The sequence below is a fragment of the Enterobacter asburiae genome, from assembly GCF_001521715.1.
GTDB classification, from domain to species: Bacteria; Pseudomonadota; Gammaproteobacteria; order Enterobacterales; family Enterobacteriaceae; genus Enterobacter; species Enterobacter asburiae.
This window is the reverse complement of sequence record NZ_CP011863.1, coordinates 2,844,127-2,860,803: the sequence shown is the minus strand read 5'-3', so window position 1 is coordinate 2,860,803 and position 16,677 is coordinate 2,844,127. Positions and strand designations below refer to the sequence as shown.

The following is a 16,677-nucleotide window of genomic DNA, read 5'->3' as shown; positions in this document are numbered from 1 at the left end:
CGTTACTGAAATGTAAATTTTGACCATTTGGTCTACTTTATGGTGCTGCGCTAGCTCACTTTTCATTAAACCAGGCGCGCAAGCGTTTTCCGCAGTGATTTACCTGATCTTTTTGTCGCTTAAGCCGCATTCCACTCGTCAGACTTGCAAAAGAGTAAACAAAATATCCGTTTTAAGTTGACTTTTACCCACCAAATCCCCAGAATGCCGCCGTTTGCCAAAAATCCGCTGGCAACACATTTGCATTGATCCATGACATGCTATGAATTAATATGCAAATAAAGTGAGTGAATATTCTCTGGAGGGTGTTTTGATTAAGTCAGCGCTATTGGTTCTGGAAGACGGAACCCAGTTTATCGGTCGGGCCATAGGGGCAACGGGTTCGGCGGTTGGGGAAGTCGTTTTCAATACTTCAATGACCGGTTATCAAGAAATCCTCACTGATCCTTCCTATTCTCGCCAAATCGTTACTCTTACTTATCCTCATATCGGCAATGTCGGCACCAATGCGGCTGACGAAGAATCTTCTCAGGTACATGCGCAAGGCCTGGTCATCCGCGACCTGCCGCTGATTGCCAGCAACTTCCGCAATACCGAAGACCTCTCTTCTTATCTGAAGCGCCATAACATCGTGGCGATTGCCGATATCGATACCCGTAAGTTAACGCGTCTGCTGCGCGAGAAGGGTGCACAGAACGGCTGCATCATCGCGGGTGATAACCTCGATGCGACGCTGGCGCTGGAAAAAGCGAAAGCCTTCCCGGGCCTGAACGGCATGGACCTGGCGAAAGAAGTGACGACTGCTGAAGCCTACAGCTGGACTCAGGGTAGCTGGACGCTGGAAGGCGACCTGCCGGAAGCGAAAAAAGAGAGCGAGCTGCCGTTCCACGTGGTGGCCTACGATTTCGGCGCCAAGCGCAACATCCTGCGCATGCTGGTTGACCGCGGCTGCCGCCTGACGGTGGTTCCGGCACAAACGTCTGCCGAAGACGTGCTGAAGATGAATCCGGACGGTATTTTCCTGTCCAACGGCCCTGGTGACCCGGCGCCGTGCGATTACGCCATCGCCGCCATCAAGTCCTTCCTGGAAACCGACATCCCGGTATTCGGCATCTGCCTTGGCCATCAGCTGCTGGCGCTGGCGAGCGGTGCGAACACCGTTAAGATGAAGTTCGGCCACCACGGTGGTAACCACCCGGTGAAAGACATCGATAACAACACGGTGATGATCACCGCGCAGAACCACGGCTTTGCCGTCGATGAAGCCTCGATGCCGGCTAACCTGCGCGTGACCCATAAGTCGCTGTTCGATGGCACCCTGCAGGGTATCCACCGTACCGATAAGCCAGCATTCAGCTTCCAGGGTCACCCGGAAGCCAGCCCGGGCCCACACGACGCCGCGCCGCTGTTCGATCACTTCATCGAACTTATCGAGCAATACCGTAAGACCGCTAAATAATCAGGAGCCGAGAAGACAATGCCAAAACGTACAGACATAAAAAGCATCCTGATCCTTGGCGCTGGCCCGATCGTCATCGGCCAGGCCTGCGAATTCGACTACTCCGGCGCGCAGGCGTGTAAAGCCCTGCGTGAAGAGGGTTACCGCGTAATCCTGGTAAACTCTAACCCGGCAACCATCATGACCGACCCGGAAATGGCCGATGCAACCTACATCGAGCCGATTCACTGGGAAGTGGTGCGTAAAATCATCGAGAAAGAGCGTCCGGACGCGGTGCTGCCAACCATGGGCGGCCAGACGGCGCTGAACTGTGCGCTGGAGCTGGAGCGTCAGGGCGTGCTGGAAGAGTTCGGCGTGACCATGATTGGTGCGACCGCCGACGCGATTGATAAAGCAGAAGACCGTCGCCGCTTCGACGTGGCGATGAAGAAAATCGGCCTCGACACCGCGCGTTCCGGTATCGCACACAATATGGAAGAAGCGCTGGCCGTCGCGGCTGACGTGGGCTATCCGTGCATCATCCGTCCATCGTTCACTATGGGCGGCACCGGCGGCGGCATCGCCTACAACCGCGAAGAGTTCGAAGAGATTTGCGAGCGCGGTCTGGATCTCTCCCCAACCAAAGAGCTGCTGATTGATGAATCGCTGATTGGCTGGAAAGAGTACGAGATGGAGGTGGTGCGTGATAAAAACGACAACTGCATCATCGTCTGCTCCATCGAAAACTTCGATGCGATGGGTATCCACACCGGCGACTCCATCACCGTTGCGCCAGCCCAGACCCTGACCGACAAAGAGTATCAAATCATGCGTAACGCCTCGATGGCGGTACTGCGTGAAATCGGCGTGGAAACCGGCGGTTCTAACGTGCAGTTCTCGGTGAACCCGAAAACTGGCCGTCTGATTGTTATCGAAATGAACCCGCGCGTGTCCCGTTCCTCCGCGCTGGCCTCTAAAGCGACCGGCTTCCCGATTGCGAAAGTGGCGGCGAAGCTGGCGGTGGGTTACACCCTCGACGAGCTGATGAACGACATCACCGGTGGCCGCACGCCTGCGTCCTTCGAGCCGTCCATCGACTACGTTGTCACCAAAATTCCACGCTTCAACTTCGAGAAATTCGCAGGCGCGAACGACCGTCTGACCACCCAGATGAAATCTGTCGGTGAAGTGATGGCGATTGGCCGCACGCAGCAGGAATCCCTGCAGAAAGCGCTGCGCGGCCTCGAAGTGGGCGCGACCGGCTTCGACCCGAAAGTGAGCCTGGACGACCCGGAAGCGCTGACCAAAATTCGCCGCGAGCTGAAAGACGCTGGCGCAGAGCGTATCTGGTATATCGCCGATGCCTTCCGTGCGGGCCTGTCCGTCGACGGCGTGTTCAACCTGACCAACATCGACCGCTGGTTCCTGGTGCAGATTGAAGAGCTGGTGCGTCTGGAAGAACAGGTCGCTGAGCTGGGCATCACCGGCCTGGACGCTGACTTCCTGCGCGTGCTGAAGCGTAAAGGCTTCGCCGACGCGCGTCTGGCTAAGCTGGCGGGCGTGCGCGAAGCGGAAATCCGCAAGCTGCGCGACCAGTACGACCTGCACCCGGTCTACAAGCGCGTAGACACCTGTGCGGCTGAATTCTCGACCGACACCGCCTACATGTACTCCACCTATGAAGACGAGTGCGAAGCGAACCCGTCCGTCGACCGCGACAAGATTATGGTGCTGGGCGGCGGTCCAAACCGTATCGGCCAGGGCATCGAGTTCGACTACTGCTGCGTACACGCCTCGCTGGCGCTGCGCGAAGACGGTTACGAGACCATCATGGTCAACTGTAACCCGGAAACCGTCTCTACCGACTACGACACCTCTGACCGCCTTTACTTCGAGCCGGTGACGCTGGAAGACGTGCTGGAAATCGTGCGCATCGAGAAGCCAAAAGGCGTTATCGTGCAGTACGGCGGCCAGACCCCGCTGAAGCTGGCGCGCGCGCTGGAAGCAGCAGGCGTGCCGGTTATCGGCACCAGTCCGGATGCGATTGACCGTGCGGAAGACCGCGAGCGTTTCCAGCAGGCGGTTGACCGTCTGAAGCTGAAACAGCCGGCGAACGCCACCGTCACCGCCATCGAAATGGCCGTTGAGAAGGCGAAAGAGATTGGCTACCCGCTGGTGGTGCGTCCTTCCTACGTGCTGGGCGGCCGCGCGATGGAAATCGTTTATGACGAAGCCGACCTGCGCCGCTACTTCCAGACCGCGGTAAGCGTGTCGAACGATGCGCCAGTGCTGCTCGACCGCTTCCTCGACGATGCGGTGGAAGTGGACGTGGACGCCATCTGCGACGGCGAAATGGTGCTGATTGGCGGCATCATGGAGCACATTGAGCAGGCAGGCGTGCACTCCGGCGACTCCGCCTGTTCTCTGCCTGCCTATACGCTTAGCCAGGAGATTCAGGACGTGATGCGCCAGCAGGTGCAGAAGCTGGCCTTCGAGCTGCAGGTTCGCGGCCTGATGAACGTCCAGTTCGCGGTGAAAGACAACGAAGTCTACCTGATTGAAGTGAACCCGCGTGCGGCACGTACCGTACCGTTCGTCTCCAAAGCCACCGGCGTACCGCTGGCGAAAGTGGCGGCGCGCGTGATGGCGGGCCAGACGCTGGCGCAGCAGGGCGTGACCAAAGAGATCATTCCACCGTACTACTCGGTGAAAGAAGTGGTGCTGCCGTTCAACAAATTCCCGGGCGTTGACCCGCTGTTAGGGCCAGAAATGCGCTCTACCGGGGAAGTGATGGGCGTGGGCCGCACCTTCGCAGAAGCGTTCGCGAAGGCGCAGCTGGGCAGTAGCTCCACCATGAGAAAATCAGGCCGTGCGCTGCTCTCCGTTCGCGAAGGCGACAAAGAGCGCGTAGTTGACCTGGCCGCCAAGCTGCTGAAACAGGGCTTCGAGCTGGACGCAACCCACGGTACTGCGATTGTGCTGGGCGAAGCCGGCATCAACCCGCGTCTGGTGAACAAGGTGCACGAAGGTCGTCCGCACATTCAGGATCGTATCAAGAATGGCGAATACACCTACATCATCAACACCACCGCAGGCCGCCAGGCGATTGAAGACTCCAAGCTGATTCGCCGCAGCGCGCTGCAGTACAAAGTGCACTACGACACCACCCTGAACGGCGGTTTCGCAACGGCCATGGCGCTGAACGCGGATGCCACCGAGAAGGTGATTTCAGTGCAGGAAATGCACGCGCAGATTAGCAAGTAAGTCAAAATGCCCGGTGCCGTTCGGTTGCCGGGCATTATCCCCATCTTCAGAACCTTCTGGTTTTTCATCCGCTTTCAGTCAGTTAGCCTAAAATGGTTAGGTCGATAACGAAATTCAACTGAGAGCAGGGGAAAACACCATGCAAAATAAATTACTGATCGCTTCCGTTCTGGCTGCCACGACAATGTTTACCGTTGCGGGCTGTTCGTCTAATCAGGCCGTAAAAACCACCGATGGCAAAACCATTGTCACCGACGGCAAGCCGCAGGTGGATGACGATACCGGTCTGGTGTCGTATAAAAACGCCGAAACCGGTCAAACCGAGCAGATCAACCGTGACCAGGTGAAATCCATGGGCGAGCTGGATAACTAATTCAGAATTCTGACGTAAGCCCGTCAATAATATTCACTATTAGCCTGTTGAATTACTGACTACACTCTTTTGTTAAAAGAAAGCAGTAACAACAGGCTAATCAATGATTCTGATAATTTATGCCCATCCTTATCCGCAGCACTCGCATGCGAATAAGCGGATGCTTGAGCAGGTAAGGACGCTTGATAACGTAGAGATACGTTCCCTCTATCAACTCTATCCCGATTTTAATATCGATATCGCCGCCGAACAGGAGGCGCTTTCCCGTGCCGATCTGATTATCTGGCAGCATCCCATGCAGTGGTACAGCACGCCCCCGCTCCTGAAGCTGTGGATTGATAAAGTCTTCTCCCACGGCTGGGCGTATGGCCACAACGGCAATGCGCTAAAAGGGAAAAGCCTGATGTGGGCAGTCACCACCGGCGGCGGGGAAAGCCATTTTGATATTGGTTCCTTCCCGGGTTTTGACGTTCTGGCGCAGCCGCTGCAGGCGACTGCGCTCTATTGCGGTTTGAACTGGCTCCCGCCGTTTGCGATGCACTGCACGTTTGTTTGCGACGATGAAACGCTGCAGGCGCAGGCTCGCCATTATAAACAACGCTTACTTGAGTGGCAGGAGGCGCACCATGGATAGCCATACGCTGATACAGGCGCTGATTTACCTCGGCGCGGCGGCGCTGATTGTGCCCGTGGCGGTACGCCTGGGGCTGGGCTCTGTTCTCGGCTACCTGATTGCGGGCTGCGTCATTGGGCCGTGGGGCTTTCGTTTAGTCACCGATGCCGAAGCGATACTGCATTTCGCTGAAATTGGCGTGGTGCTGATGCTCTTTGTGATTGGTCTGGAACTCGATCCGCAGCGGCTGTGGAAGCTTCGCGCCTCGGTATTTGGCGGTGGGGCGCTGCAGATGGTGGCCTGCGGCCTGCTGCTGGGCGGGTTCTGTATCCTGTTGGGCATGGACTGGAAAGTAGCAGAGCTCATCGGCATGACGCTGGCGCTCTCCTCAACGGCCATTGCCATGCAGGCGATGAACGAGCGAAATCTGACGGTATCCCAGATGGGACGCAGCGCGTTCTCGGTGCTGCTGTTCCAGGACATTGCCGCTATCCCGCTGGTGGCGATGATCCCGCTGCTGGCGGCCAGCGGTTCCTCTACCACGCTGGGCGCTTTCGCGCTGTCGGCGCTGAAGGTGGCGGGCGCGCTGGCGCTGGTGGTGCTGCTTGGCCGCTACGTGACCCGCCCGCTGCTGAGGTTTGTTGCCCGCTCTGGCCTGCGCGAAGTGTTCAGCGCCGTGGCGCTGTTCCTGGTGTTCGGCTTTGGTCTGCTGCTGGAAGAGGCCGGGCTGTCGATGGCGATGGGGGCGTTCCTCGCAGGCGTTCTGCTGGCGAGCTCTGAATACCGTCACGCGCTGGAAAGCGATATCGAGCCGTTCAAAGGGTTGCTGCTGGGGCTGTTTTTCATCGGCGTCGGGATGTCCGTCGACTTTGGCACGCTGGTGACGCACCCGCTGCGGATCGTCATCCTGCTCGTCGGCTTCCTGGTCATTAAAATGGTGATGCTGTGGCTGATTGCTCGCCCATTGAACGTGCCGGGCAGGCAGCGCCGCTGGTTCGCCGTGCTGCTGGGGCAGGGGAGTGAATTTGCGTTCGTGGTCTTTGGCGCCGCGCAGATGGCAAACGTGCTCGATCCCGAGTGGGCGAAAGCGCTGACGCTGGCGGTAGCACTGTCGATGGCGGCGACGCCTGTGCTGCTGGTGGTGCTGACGCGCCTGGAAAAATCGGACAGCGAGCAGGAGCGCGAAGCCGATGAGATTGACGAGGAGCAGCCGCGCGTCATCATCGCCGGATTTGGCCGCTACGGGCAGATCGTGGGGCGTTTACTGCTGTCGAGCGGAGTGAAAATGGTCATCCTCGATCACGATCCCGACCATGTCGATACCCTGCGTAAATTCGATATGAAGGTGTTTTACGGGGATGCGACCCGCGTCGATCTGCTGGAATCCGCCGGGGCGGCAAAAGCCGAGGTATTGATTAACGCCATTGACGATCCGGAAACCAGCATGCAGATGGTGGAGCTGGTAAAAGAACATTTCCCGGCGCTGACCATTATTTCCCGCGCGCGCGATGTGGATCACTACATCCGGCTGCGGCAGACGGGCGTAGAGGCGCCAGAGCGTGAAACCTTCGAAGGTGCGCTGAAGTCTGGCCGCATGGCGCTGGAAAACCTGGGGCTCGGCGCTTATGAAGCGCGCGAGCGCGCGGACCTGTTCCGCCGCTTTAATACCGAGATGGTTGAAGAGATGGCGGCGATGGCCGGCAGTACGGCCACCGAGCGCGCGGCGGTGTTTAAACGCACCAGCGCGATGCTGACGGAAATCATTAACGAGGACCGTAACCACCTGTCGCTGATCCAGCGCCATGGCTGGCAGGGCACGGAAGAGGGCAAGCATACCGGCGATCCGGCTGACGAGCCCGAGAGTAAACCTTCCGCGTGAAGTGGAGTTGCCAGCAATATTAAAAAATTTCTCTATCTTTACCCTGCCGCCAGTCGACGAAAGATTAAGCTTTCCGTATAGTGGCGGCAATTTTTTGCATCCGGGAAATTTTCAATGATCAGTCTGATTGCAGCGCTGGCGGTGGACCGCGTTATCGGTATGGAAAATGCCATGCCGTGGAACCTGCCTGCCGATCTCGCATGGTTTAAACGTACTACGTTAAACAAGCCGGTAGTGATGGGCCGCCTGACCTGGGAGTCGATTGGTCGTCCATTGCCGGGCCGTAAGAATATCGTTATCAGCAGCCAGCCGGGCACTGACGATCGCGTCGAATGGGTAAAATCAGTAGACGAGGCGATTGCTGCATGCGGCAATGCCGAAGAGATCATGGTGATTGGCGGTGGGCGCGTGTACGAACAGTTCCTGCCAAAAGCGCAGAAGCTGTATCTGACCCACATTGATGCAGAAGTGGAAGGGGATACCCATTTCCCGGACTACGATCCTGACGAGTGGGAATCCGTATTCAGCGAATTCCACGACGCGGATGCACAGAACTCCCACAGCTACTGCTTCGAGATTCTGGAACGTCGTTAAGTGATTTTCCCTCTCCCGGCCGGGAGAGGGAATAACGTATCAGGAGGCAACGGCCTCACTTTCTCCTAAGTCCAGCTGTCGGTTGGACGGCTGCACAAAGTAAGCTTTATCTTCCCAGCGTAAGCAGGTTAACTCTCCGCCCCAGCAGCATCCGGTATCCAGACCGTAAATCCCTTCCGGTGTTCCTTTTCCTTCCAGCGCAGCCCAGTGACCAAAGACCACGCTGTACTCGCTTGTCACCGGTCCCGGAATGGCAAACCACGGTTTCAGCGGGGCGGGCGCGCTTTCCGGCGTCTCTTTGGAATACATGTCTAGCTGTCCGTTCGGGAAGCAGAAACGCATGCGGGTGAACGCGTTGGTGATAAAGCGCAGTCGTGCCAGACCGCTAAGTTCCTCGCTCCAGTGGTTCGGCATATCGCCGTACATGGCATCGAGGAAGAAAGGATACGAGTCGCTCGCCAGCACTGCCTCAACGTCACGCGCGCAGGTTTTCGCCGTCTCAAGATCCCATTGTGGCGTGATCCCGGCATGCGCCATGACCAGCTTTTTCTCTTCGTCGATCTGCAGCAGGGGCTGACGACGCAGCCAGTTAATCAGATCGTCCGCGTCCGGTGCATCCAGCAGTGGGGTGAGGCGATCTTTAGGCTTGTTGCGGCTGATCCCGGCGAAAACCGCCAGCAGATGCAGGTCGTGATTACCCAGCACCATGCGCACGCTATCTCCCAGCGATTTGACGAAACGTAATACTTCAAGGGAGCCGGGGCCACGCGCGACTAAATCGCCCGTCAGCCAGAGCGTGTCCTGTCCTGGCGTAAAGTCGACCTGTTTTAATAATGCGATCAGTTCATCGTAGCAACCGTGAACGTCGCCAATCAGATATGTAGACATTAGATTAATGAATGAGTGTGGTTACGGCGAGACGGAACACAGGAATGGCAACGCGGAAATCATTGCCATCGACGTCGACCATTTCATAATGGCCTTGCATGGTACCCATCGGCGTTTCAATCACCGCGCCGCTGGTGTACTGGTACTCTTCGCCAGGGGCGATGTGGGGCTGTTCACCAACCACACCTTCGCCCTGAACTTCGATTTCGCGGCCATTGCCGTTAGTGATAAGCCAGTAGCGCCCGCGCAGCTGCACGGGCATCCGCCCCAGATTGCGAATGGTCACGGTGTAAGCGAAGACAAAACGTTCTTCGTCCGGTGAGGACTGTGATTCAACATAGACGCTTTGTACATGGACACATACGCGGGGCGAATCAATCATGGCTTAACTCTCCTTCGGCGGCGCATTATCGCTGATGTAATTAGCCAGCTTGCAGTACTGCTCTACGGAAATGTTCTCCGCACGCATTGCCGGGTCGATCCCCAGCTCGGCTAACACCTCAACGGTAAACGAATTGCTCAGGCTGTTACGGATCGTTTTACGGCGCTGGTTAAAGGCTTCTGTGGTAATGCGGCTCAGTACGCGCAGATCTTTAACCGGATACGGTTTCGTCTTGTGCGGGACGAGGCGCACAACCGCTGAATCCACTTTCGGTGGTGGTGTGAACGCTGACGGCGGTACTTCGAGTACCGGGATCACGTTGCAGTAATACTGTGCCATCACGCTTAAACGACCATACGCTTTACTGTTCGGGCCTGCAACCAGACGGTTAACAACCTCTTTTTGCAACATGAAGTGCATGTCGGCAATGGCATCAGTATAGCTAAAGAGGTGGAACATGAGCGGCGTGGAGATGTTGTACGGCAGGTTGCCGAAGACGCGCAGCGGCTGACCCATTTTTTCGGACAGTTCGCCAAAGTTCATGGTCATGGCGTCCTGCTGATAGATGGTCAGCTTCGGCCCGAGGAACGGGTGCGTTTGCAGGCGTGCGGCCAGATCGCGGTCCAGTTCGATGACGGTCAGCTCGTCGAGGCGTTCGCCTACCGGCTCGGTCAGCGCGGCAAGGCCCGGGCCGATTTCGACCATCGCCTGACCTTTTTGCGGATTAATAGCCGAGACAATGCTTTCGATCACGAACTGATCGTTAAGGAAGTTTTGCCCGAAACGTTTACGGGCTAAGTGGCCCTGGTGGACTCGATTAGTCATTGAGTATTAACAATCATTTTGATGGCGAGATTAAGCGCCGTAATAAAACTGCCGACATCCGCTTTCCCCTGGCCTGCCAGATCCAGCGCAGTACCGTGGTCAACGGACGTTCGAATAAAGGGTAAACCGAGGGTGATATTCACCCCGCGGCCAAAGCCCTGGTATTTTAGCACGGGCAGACCCTGATCGTGGTACATCGCGAGCACGGCGTCGGCATTATCCAGGTATTTAGGCTGGAAAAGGGTATCCGCAGGCAGCGGCCCGCTGAGGTTCATCCCCTTCGCCCGCATTTCGTTGAGCACCGGAATAATGGTGTCGATCTCTTCGGTGCCCATATGCCCGCCTTCTCCGGCGTGCGGATTCAGGCCGCAGACCAGCACGTGCGGCTGCGGGATCCCAAACTTTGTCTGCAGATCGTGGTGCAAAATCCCGATGATCTCGCGCAGGAGTTCAGGGGTGATCGCATCAGGAATGGCCTTGATCGGCAGATGGGTGGTCACCAGCGCAACGCGCATTTCCTCCGTCGCCAGCATCATCACCACTTTCGGGCTGTGCGAGCGCTCTTCGAAGAACTCCGTATGCCCGGTAAACGGTATACCCGCTTCGTTGATAACGCCTTTGTGGACGGGGCCGGTGATCAGGGCGGCAAATTCGCCCTTCAGACAACCGTCGCAGGCGCGCGCCAGGGTTTCAACGACATAGTGACCGTTTTCCGTGCTGAGCTGGCCCGGGATGACCGGCGTACGAAGGGGAACTGAAAGGAGAGTGAGCGTACCGGCTTGCTGGGGTGCAGGCTGTTGGCCTTCAACGTAAGGAATGAGCGTTAAAGGCAGACCGAGCAGCGTTGCCCGGTCTTGTAACAGTGTTGCATCGGCGCAGACAACCAGTTCTACCGGCCAGCTGCGCTGGGCGAGCTGGACAACGAGGTCAGGCCCAATCCCGGCGGGTTCGCCGGGCGTGATAACAACACGATGCTGTTTCATTAGTTGCTCAGAACTTTCACGTAAGCGCTGGCGCGTTGTTCCTGCATCCAGGTTGCTGCTTCTTCAGAGAACTTACGGTTAAACAGCATACGGTAGGCTCTGTCTTTCTGTGCCGCATCCGTTTTATCAACGTTACGGGTGTCCATCAGCTCGATCAGATGCCAGCCGAATGAAGAGTGGACCGGCGCGCTGATCTGGCCTTTGTTCAGCTTCATCAACGCATCGCGGAATGCAGGATCGTAAATATCCGCAGCCGCCCAGCCCAGATCGCCGCCCTGGTTAGCAGAGCCTGGATCCTGAGAGAACTCTTTTGCTGCCTTCGCAAATGAGGTTTTACCGCTCTTAATGTCTGCTGCGATCTGTTCCAGCTTCACACGCGCCTGATCGTCAGTCATGATCGGTGACGGTTTCAGAAGAATGTGGCGAGCGTGAACTTCGGTGACGGAGATATTTTGGCTCTGGCCGCGCAGATCGTTCACCTTCAGAATGTGGAAGCCCACGCCTGAACGGATAGGACCGACGATATCCCCTTTCTTCGCCGTGCTCAGCGCCTGGGCAAAGATCGATGGCAGCTCCTGAATACGTCCCCAGCCCATCTGGCCGCCTTTCAGCGCCTGTTGGTCAGCGGAGTAGGTAATTGCCAGCTTGCCAAAGTCGCCGCCGTTACGCGCCTGTTCAACAATAGAACGCGCCTGGCTTTCGGCTTCCGCAGCCTGATCGGACGTTGGGTTCTCTGGCAGTGGGATCAGAATGTGGCTCAGGTTCAGCTCTGTGCTCGCATCGTTCTGGTTACCCACCTGTTTTGCCAGCGCGTCCACTTCCTGAGGCAGGATGGTAACGCGGCGACGCACTTCGTTGTTACGCACTTCCGAAATCAGCATCTCTTTACGGATCTGGTTACGGTAGGTGGCGTAGCTGATGCCGTCATAGGCCAGGCGGCTGCGCATCTGGTCTAAAGACATATTGTTCTGCTTCGCGATGTTAGCGATCGCCTGATCGAGCTGCTCGTCAGTGACCTTCACACCCATTTTCTGCCCCATCTGCAGAACGATCTGATCCATGATCAGACGCTCCAGGATCTGGTGGCGCAGCGTGGCGTCATCCGGAAGCTGTTGACCGGCTTCGCCCGAATTGAGCTTCACCGATTTCATCAGACCGTCAACGTCACTTTCAAGCACGACGCCGTTGTTAACCACAGCAGCGACTTTATCAACAACCTGGGGGGCCGCGAAGCTGGTATTCGCAACCATAGCGACACCGAGCAGCAGCGTTTTCCAGTTCTTCATACTTTTTCCATTTCAATTAACCGCAAAGCGGATTACGTTGCAAATCAAGCACATTACAAGGCGCTACTGTACGGCAGAATATTCGAGCGCAGCATTTTCTGCGTACCCAGACCGTAGTTGGAACTCAGGCCGCGTAACTCGAAGTTAAAGCCAATCACGTTATCGTATTTGCTCTGATTGTTTTCACTGTTCCAGCCGTTAAGCTTGCGTTCGTAGCCGACACGCAGCGCGTAACAGCAGGAGTTATATTGCAGACCCACCATCTGGTCAGCAGGTTTATTGGCGTTAGTGTCGAAGTAGTATGCGCCTACGATTGACCAGCGGTCGGCGATTGGCCAACTCGCTGCGCCACCCACTTGCGAAATACCGTCTTTATACTGCTCCGCAGTACCATAGTTTGGTAACGTCGCCTGAATATATTCCGGGCTGGCATAACGATAGGTCAACTGCACCATACGATCTTCATCCCGGCGATACTCAATGGCCGCCGTACTGTTGGCGATATTGTCCAGACGGGTGTCATATTGCACGCCACCGCGAAGACCCCAACGATCGGTCATACGCCAGTAGGTGTCACCAGCCCAAATCAGGGAACCTGTCTTGTTATCTTTCTCCCACTTAATATTGTCATCGCCCGTGCGAGACTCGGTGAAATAGTAGATTTGACCAACAGAAACGTTAAAACGTTCAACGGCAGCATCATCATAAACACGTGTTGTGACGCCGGTCGTTAACTGGTTAGCGGACGCAATGCGGTCAAGACCGCCGTAAGTACGGTCGCGGAACAGGCCGCTGTAGTCAGATTGCAGTAAAGAAGAATCGTAGTTATTGATGTTGCTCTGGTCGCGATAAGGCACGTACAGGTACTGCATACGTGGCTCCAGCGTCTGGGTATAGCCGTCCGCCAGAAGCCCCATATCGCGTTCGAAGATCAGTTTACCGTCCATTTTGAACTGCGGAAGCGTACGGTTTACGGATTCCTCAAGATGGGCGTTGTTGCTGGTATTGTAATCATCAATATTTTTTTGCTGATAGTGTGTCGCCATCAGCTTGGCTTCCGTGTTCAGGCTTGCCCAGTCATTCGACCATGGCAAGTTGATGACGGGCTCCAGGTGAACTCGGGTGGCTTCCGGCATACTGGAACTGGTATTTACAAAATGCACGGCCTGACCATAAATACGGGTGTCGAACGGACCCACGTCATTCTGGTACCAGTTAACGTCCAGCTGCGGCTCGGCGCCATAGGTACTCGCCGTCTGGTTGGAGAACACCTGGAACTGCTTGTTAGTGACCGTCGCATCGAAGTTTTGAACCGCGTAGCCAACGCTGAAGATCTGCGTGGCATAACCGTCGGTACTCGAACCGTATTTGGATGAGAAATCATTGAAGTAGTACGGGTCACTGACCTTGGTGTAGTTGACGTTGAAACGCCATACCTGATCCATCACCCCGGCATGCTGCCAGTAGAATAACCAGCGGTGCTTGTCGCCTTCGGTCGGATGCTCGTCCTGGAAGACTTTATCCGACGGCAGATAATCCAGCTCCATCAGACCCGCACCGGCGTGGGTCAGATAGCGGAACTCGTTCTCCCACATGATGTTGCCGCGCTTGTGGATATAGTGCGGCGTGATCGTCGCATCCATGTTTGGCGCGATGTTCCAGTAATACGGCAGGTAGAACTCAAAGTAGTTCGACGTGCTGTATTTGGCATTCGGGATCAGGAAACCGGAGCGACGCTTGTCACCGACGGGAAGCTGCAGATAAGGGCTGTAGAATATGGGAACAGGGCCCAGCTTAAAGCGAGCGTTCCAGATCTCTGCGACCTGTTCTTCGCGGTCATGGATAACCTCGCTCCCGACCACGCTCCAGGTATTTGAACCCGGCAGACATGACGTGAACGTACCGTTTTCCAGGATCGTATAGCGGTTTTCACCGCGCTGTTTCATCAGGTCAGCGTCACCGCGCCCCTGGCGACCCACCATCTGGTAATCACCTTTCCAGACGTTAGTATCTTTGGTGTTCAGGTTTGACCAGGCTTTCGGACCTTTCAGGATGACCTGATTGTCGTCATAGTGCACATTACCCAGCGCATCCACCGTTCGTACCGGCTCAGCCGCACCTTCCGGCTGCTTCTGGTGCAGCTGCACTTCGTCTGCCTGCAGGCGGCTATTGCCCTGGTTAATATCTACATTGCCCGTAAACGTGGCATTGTCAGGGTAAGTCCCTTTCGAACTGTCGGCAGTAATGGTTACCGGCAAGCTATTTGTATCGCCACTCACCAGTGGGCGATTATAACTTGGGACGCCAAGCATACACTGCGAGGCGAGATCGGCCGCCAGCCCCTGTTGACTGTACAGGGCGGAGCCAATCATTGTGGCCAGGAGGGTGGGGATACGTTTTTTCATACGTTGTATTTTATTGTTCCGTCATCAGTGGCTACGGCTTACAAACGCTCAGAGACTATCTTACTCATCTGCGCAGTACCAGCGTTAATCCTGCCCGTTTGCGTGCCAGAGTGTTAGGCTCGCTATCGAATGACGAGTATGATAAAGCAAATTATAGGCGATGTCCTTCAATTGACCGTGACTTGAACACAGTGATGATGACGTTGCGTCGGCCAGGAATATGACTATCCGGGGAGTATATGCAGTATTGGGGTAAAATAATCGGCGTTGCGTTCGCCATCATCATGGGTGCCGGGTTCTGGGGGATTGTGCTTGGGCTTATTATCGGCCATATGTTTGATAAGGCGCGCAGCCGCAAAATGGCCTGGTTTGCCAATCAGCGCGAGCGTCAGTCACTCTTTTTCTCCACCACCTTTGAGGTGATGGGGCACTTAACCAAATCCAAAGGGCGTGTCACAGAAGCCGATATTCAGATTGCCAGCGTTTTTATGGATCGCATGAATCTGCACGGTGAATCTCGTGTGGCTGCGCAAAATGCGTTTCGCATCGGTAAATCGGATAATTATCCGCTTCGCGAAAAAATGCGTCAGTTCCGCAGCATCTGCTTCGGACGTTTTGATTTAATTCGGATGTTTCTGGAAATTCAAATCCAGGCGGCCTTCGCCGACGGTTCGCTTCACCCTAATGAACGTGACGTGCTGTACGTCATTGCGGAAGAGCTGGGCATCTCCCGCATGCAGTTCGACCAGTTCCTGCGCATGATGCAGGGCGGGGCGCAGTTTGGCGGCGGCTATCACCAGCAGTCGTCCGGCGGTGCCTGGCAGCAGGCGCAGCGTGGTCCGACGCTGGAAGACGCCTGCAACGTGCTTGGCGTTAAGCCCTCTGACGATCAGACCACGATTAAACGTGCCTATCGTAAGCTCATGAGCGAGCATCATCCGGACAAGCTGGTCGCGAAAGGCCTGCCGCCAGAAATGATGGAGATGGCGAAGCAAAAAGCGCAGGAAATCCAGAAGGCGTACGAGCTCATTAAAGAGAAGAAAGGTTTCAAATAAGAAAAAGCCCGACGGTGTCGGGCTTTTTTTTTAGAAGTCCACCGGGGCTTTAAACGTCATCGCGTTACCGAAGGCCGGATGGGTGATGGTGAGCGTCTGGGCGTGCAGCTGCAGACGTGGCGCTAAGGCCAGCGCTTCAGGCGGCGCGTAGAAGCGGTCGCCCAGAATCGGATGACCCAGGGCGAGCATATGCACGCGCAGCTGGTGTGAACGTCCGGTAATCGGCTTAAGCAGGACGCGCGCGGTATTATCCGGCGCGTACTCCAGCACTTCATACTCGGTCTGCGCGGCCTTGCCGGTTTCATAACACACCTTCTGCTTTGGCCGGTTCGGCCAGTCGCAGATCAGCGGTAAATCCACCAGCCCTTCCGCCTGCGCGGGGTGGCCCCAGACGCGGGCGACATACTGCTTTTTCGGCTCGCGCTCGCGGAACTGGCGCTTTAACTCGCGTTCCGCCGCTTTATTCAGCGCCACCACAATCACGCCGCTGGTGGCCATATCCAGGCGATGGACGGACTCCGCCTGCGGATAATCGCGCTGAATGCGCGTCATCACGCTGTCTTTGTGCTCGTCCAGACGCCCCGGCACGGACAACAGGCCGCTGGGCTTGTTGACCACCATAATGTGTTCATCCTGATACAGAATGACCAGCCAGGGATCCTGCGGCGGATTGTAAGGCTCCATCACCATCT

14 protein-coding genes are annotated in these 16,677 nt (G+C 56.3%); 7 read left to right on the top strand and 7 right to left on the bottom strand.

Features of this window, described 5'->3' with window-relative positions:
- The first annotated feature begins 310 nt into the window (after positions 1-310).
- From carA to folA, 6 genes are all read left to right on the top strand, one after another.
- Positions 311-1,459, top strand: a complete 1,149-nt coding sequence (gene carA, locus ACJ69_RS13805; RefSeq protein WP_010427050.1) for a glutamine-hydrolyzing carbamoyl-phosphate synthase small subunit — start codon at positions 311-313, stop codon at positions 1,457-1,459.
- Positions 1,460-1,477: 18 nt separating this feature from the next.
- Entirely contained in the window at positions 1,478-4,702 is a 3,225-nt protein-coding gene (gene carB, locus ACJ69_RS13800; RefSeq protein WP_023310356.1) for a carbamoyl-phosphate synthase large subunit, read from the top strand.
- A 139-nt stretch (positions 4,703-4,841) separates the two neighbouring features.
- Positions 4,842-5,075 (top strand): YgdI/YgdR family lipoprotein, encoded by a 234-nt coding sequence (locus ACJ69_RS13795; protein WP_023310357.1) that lies wholly within the window; start codon positions 4,842-4,844, stop codon positions 5,073-5,075.
- A 103-nt stretch (positions 5,076-5,178) separates the two neighbouring features.
- Positions 5,179-5,709: a glutathione-regulated potassium-efflux system oxidoreductase KefF gene (gene kefF / locus ACJ69_RS13790; protein ID WP_024907429.1), complete on the top strand. Its 531-nt coding sequence runs from the start codon at positions 5,179-5,181 to the stop codon at positions 5,707-5,709.
- Positions 5,702-7,567 carry a glutathione-regulated potassium-efflux system protein KefC gene (gene kefC / locus ACJ69_RS13785; protein WP_059347193.1) on the top strand — a complete coding sequence of 622 codons (1,866 nt, stop codon included), beginning with the start codon at positions 5,702-5,704 and terminating at the stop codon, positions 7,565-7,567. Before kefF ends, kefC begins: the two co-directional genes overlap by 8 nt.
- A gap of 114 nt (positions 7,568-7,681) precedes the next feature.
- Positions 7,682-8,161, top strand: coding sequence for a type 3 dihydrofolate reductase (folA, locus tag ACJ69_RS13780; protein WP_008502023.1), 480 nt, complete (start codon positions 7,682-7,684; stop codon positions 8,159-8,161).
- 39 nt (positions 8,162-8,200) lie between these two features.
- Here the strand turns inward: folA and apaH are convergent, their stop codons facing one another.
- From apaH to lptD, 6 genes are read right to left on the bottom strand one after another with little or no spacing between them, the layout of a single operon-like run.
- The gene (apaH, locus tag ACJ69_RS13775; RefSeq protein ID WP_047646615.1) at positions 8,201-9,049 is read right to left on the bottom strand and encodes a bis(5'-nucleosyl)-tetraphosphatase (symmetrical) ApaH; all 849 of its coding nucleotides are present in this window, start codon (positions 9,047-9,049) and stop codon (positions 8,201-8,203) included.
- 4 nt (positions 9,050-9,053) lie between these two features.
- Positions 9,054-9,431, bottom strand: coding sequence for a Co2+/Mg2+ efflux protein ApaG (apaG, locus tag ACJ69_RS13770; protein ID WP_023310361.1), 378 nt, complete (start codon positions 9,429-9,431; stop codon positions 9,054-9,056).
- A 3-nt stretch (positions 9,432-9,434) separates the two neighbouring features.
- On the bottom strand, positions 9,435-10,256 hold the full coding sequence (gene rsmA, locus ACJ69_RS13765; RefSeq protein ID WP_023310362.1) for a 16S rRNA (adenine(1518)-N(6)/adenine(1519)-N(6))-dimethyltransferase RsmA: 822 nt from the start codon (positions 10,254-10,256) through the stop codon (positions 9,435-9,437).
- The gene (gene pdxA, locus ACJ69_RS13760) at positions 10,253-11,239 is read right to left on the bottom strand and encodes a 4-hydroxythreonine-4-phosphate dehydrogenase PdxA (RefSeq protein WP_029740873.1); all 987 of its coding nucleotides are present in this window, start codon (positions 11,237-11,239) and stop codon (positions 10,253-10,255) included. Before pdxA ends, rsmA begins: the two co-directional genes overlap by 4 nt.
- A complete protein-coding gene (gene surA, locus ACJ69_RS13755; RefSeq protein WP_023310364.1) occupies positions 11,239-12,525 on the bottom strand; it encodes a peptidylprolyl isomerase SurA in 1,287 nt (428 codons plus the stop codon). Before surA ends, pdxA begins: the two co-directional genes overlap by 1 nt.
- A 53-nt stretch (positions 12,526-12,578) precedes the next feature.
- On the bottom strand, positions 12,579-14,930 hold the full coding sequence (gene lptD / locus ACJ69_RS13750; protein ID WP_059347192.1) for an LPS assembly protein LptD: 2,352 nt from the start codon (positions 14,928-14,930) through the stop codon (positions 12,579-12,581).
- Between the two features lie 239 nt (positions 14,931-15,169).
- On the opposite strand from lptD, the gene djlA reads away from it, so the two are divergent.
- Entirely contained in the window at positions 15,170-15,985 is an 816-nt protein-coding gene (djlA, locus tag ACJ69_RS13745) for a co-chaperone DjlA (RefSeq protein ID WP_047646618.1), read from the top strand.
- A gap of 30 nt (positions 15,986-16,015) precedes the next feature.
- On the opposite strand, the gene rluA is transcribed toward djlA, so the two are convergent.
- On the bottom strand, positions 16,016-16,675 hold the full coding sequence (gene rluA, locus ACJ69_RS13740) for a bifunctional tRNA pseudouridine(32) synthase/23S rRNA pseudouridine(746) synthase RluA (RefSeq protein WP_008502014.1): 660 nt from the start codon (positions 16,673-16,675) through the stop codon (positions 16,016-16,018).
- Positions 16,676-16,677: the final 2 nt, after the last annotated feature.

Excerpts from the sequence above, each read along its gene's own strand:
- carB (WP_023310356.1), top strand. The coding sequence starts at position 1,478 with ATGCCAAAACGTACAGACATAAAAAGCATCCTGATCCTTGGCGCTGGC.
- ACJ69_RS13795 (WP_023310357.1), top strand. The coding sequence starts at position 4,842 with ATGCAAAATAAATTACTGATCGCTTCCGTTCTGGCTGCCACGACAATG.
- kefF (WP_024907429.1), top strand. The coding sequence starts at position 5,179 with ATGATTCTGATAATTTATGCCCATCCTTATCCGCAGCACTCGCATGCG.
- kefC (WP_059347193.1), top strand. The coding sequence starts at position 5,702 with ATGGATAGCCATACGCTGATACAGGCGCTGATTTACCTCGGCGCGGCG.
- folA (WP_008502023.1), top strand. The coding sequence starts at position 7,682 with ATGATCAGTCTGATTGCAGCGCTGGCGGTGGACCGCGTTATCGGTATG.
- apaH (WP_047646615.1), bottom strand. The coding sequence starts at position 9,049 with ATGTCTACATATCTGATTGGCGACGTTCACGGTTGCTACGATGAACTG.
- apaG (WP_023310361.1), bottom strand. The coding sequence starts at position 9,431 with ATGATTGATTCGCCCCGCGTATGTGTCCATGTACAAAGCGTCTATGTT.
- rsmA (WP_023310362.1), bottom strand. The coding sequence starts at position 10,256 with ATGACTAATCGAGTCCACCAGGGCCACTTAGCCCGTAAACGTTTCGGG.
- pdxA (WP_029740873.1), bottom strand. The coding sequence starts at position 11,239 with ATGAAACAGCATCGTGTTGTTATCACGCCCGGCGAACCCGCCGGGATT.
- surA (WP_023310364.1), bottom strand. The coding sequence starts at position 12,525 with ATGAAGAACTGGAAAACGCTGCTGCTCGGTGTCGCTATGGTTGCGAAT.
- lptD (WP_059347192.1), bottom strand. The coding sequence starts at position 14,930 with ATGAAAAAACGTATCCCCACCCTCCTGGCCACAATGATTGGCTCCGCC.
- djlA (WP_047646618.1), top strand. The coding sequence starts at position 15,170 with ATGCAGTATTGGGGTAAAATAATCGGCGTTGCGTTCGCCATCATCATG.
- rluA (WP_008502014.1), bottom strand. The coding sequence starts at position 16,675 with ATGGTGATGGAGCCTTACAATCCGCCGCAGGATCCCTGGCTGGTCATT.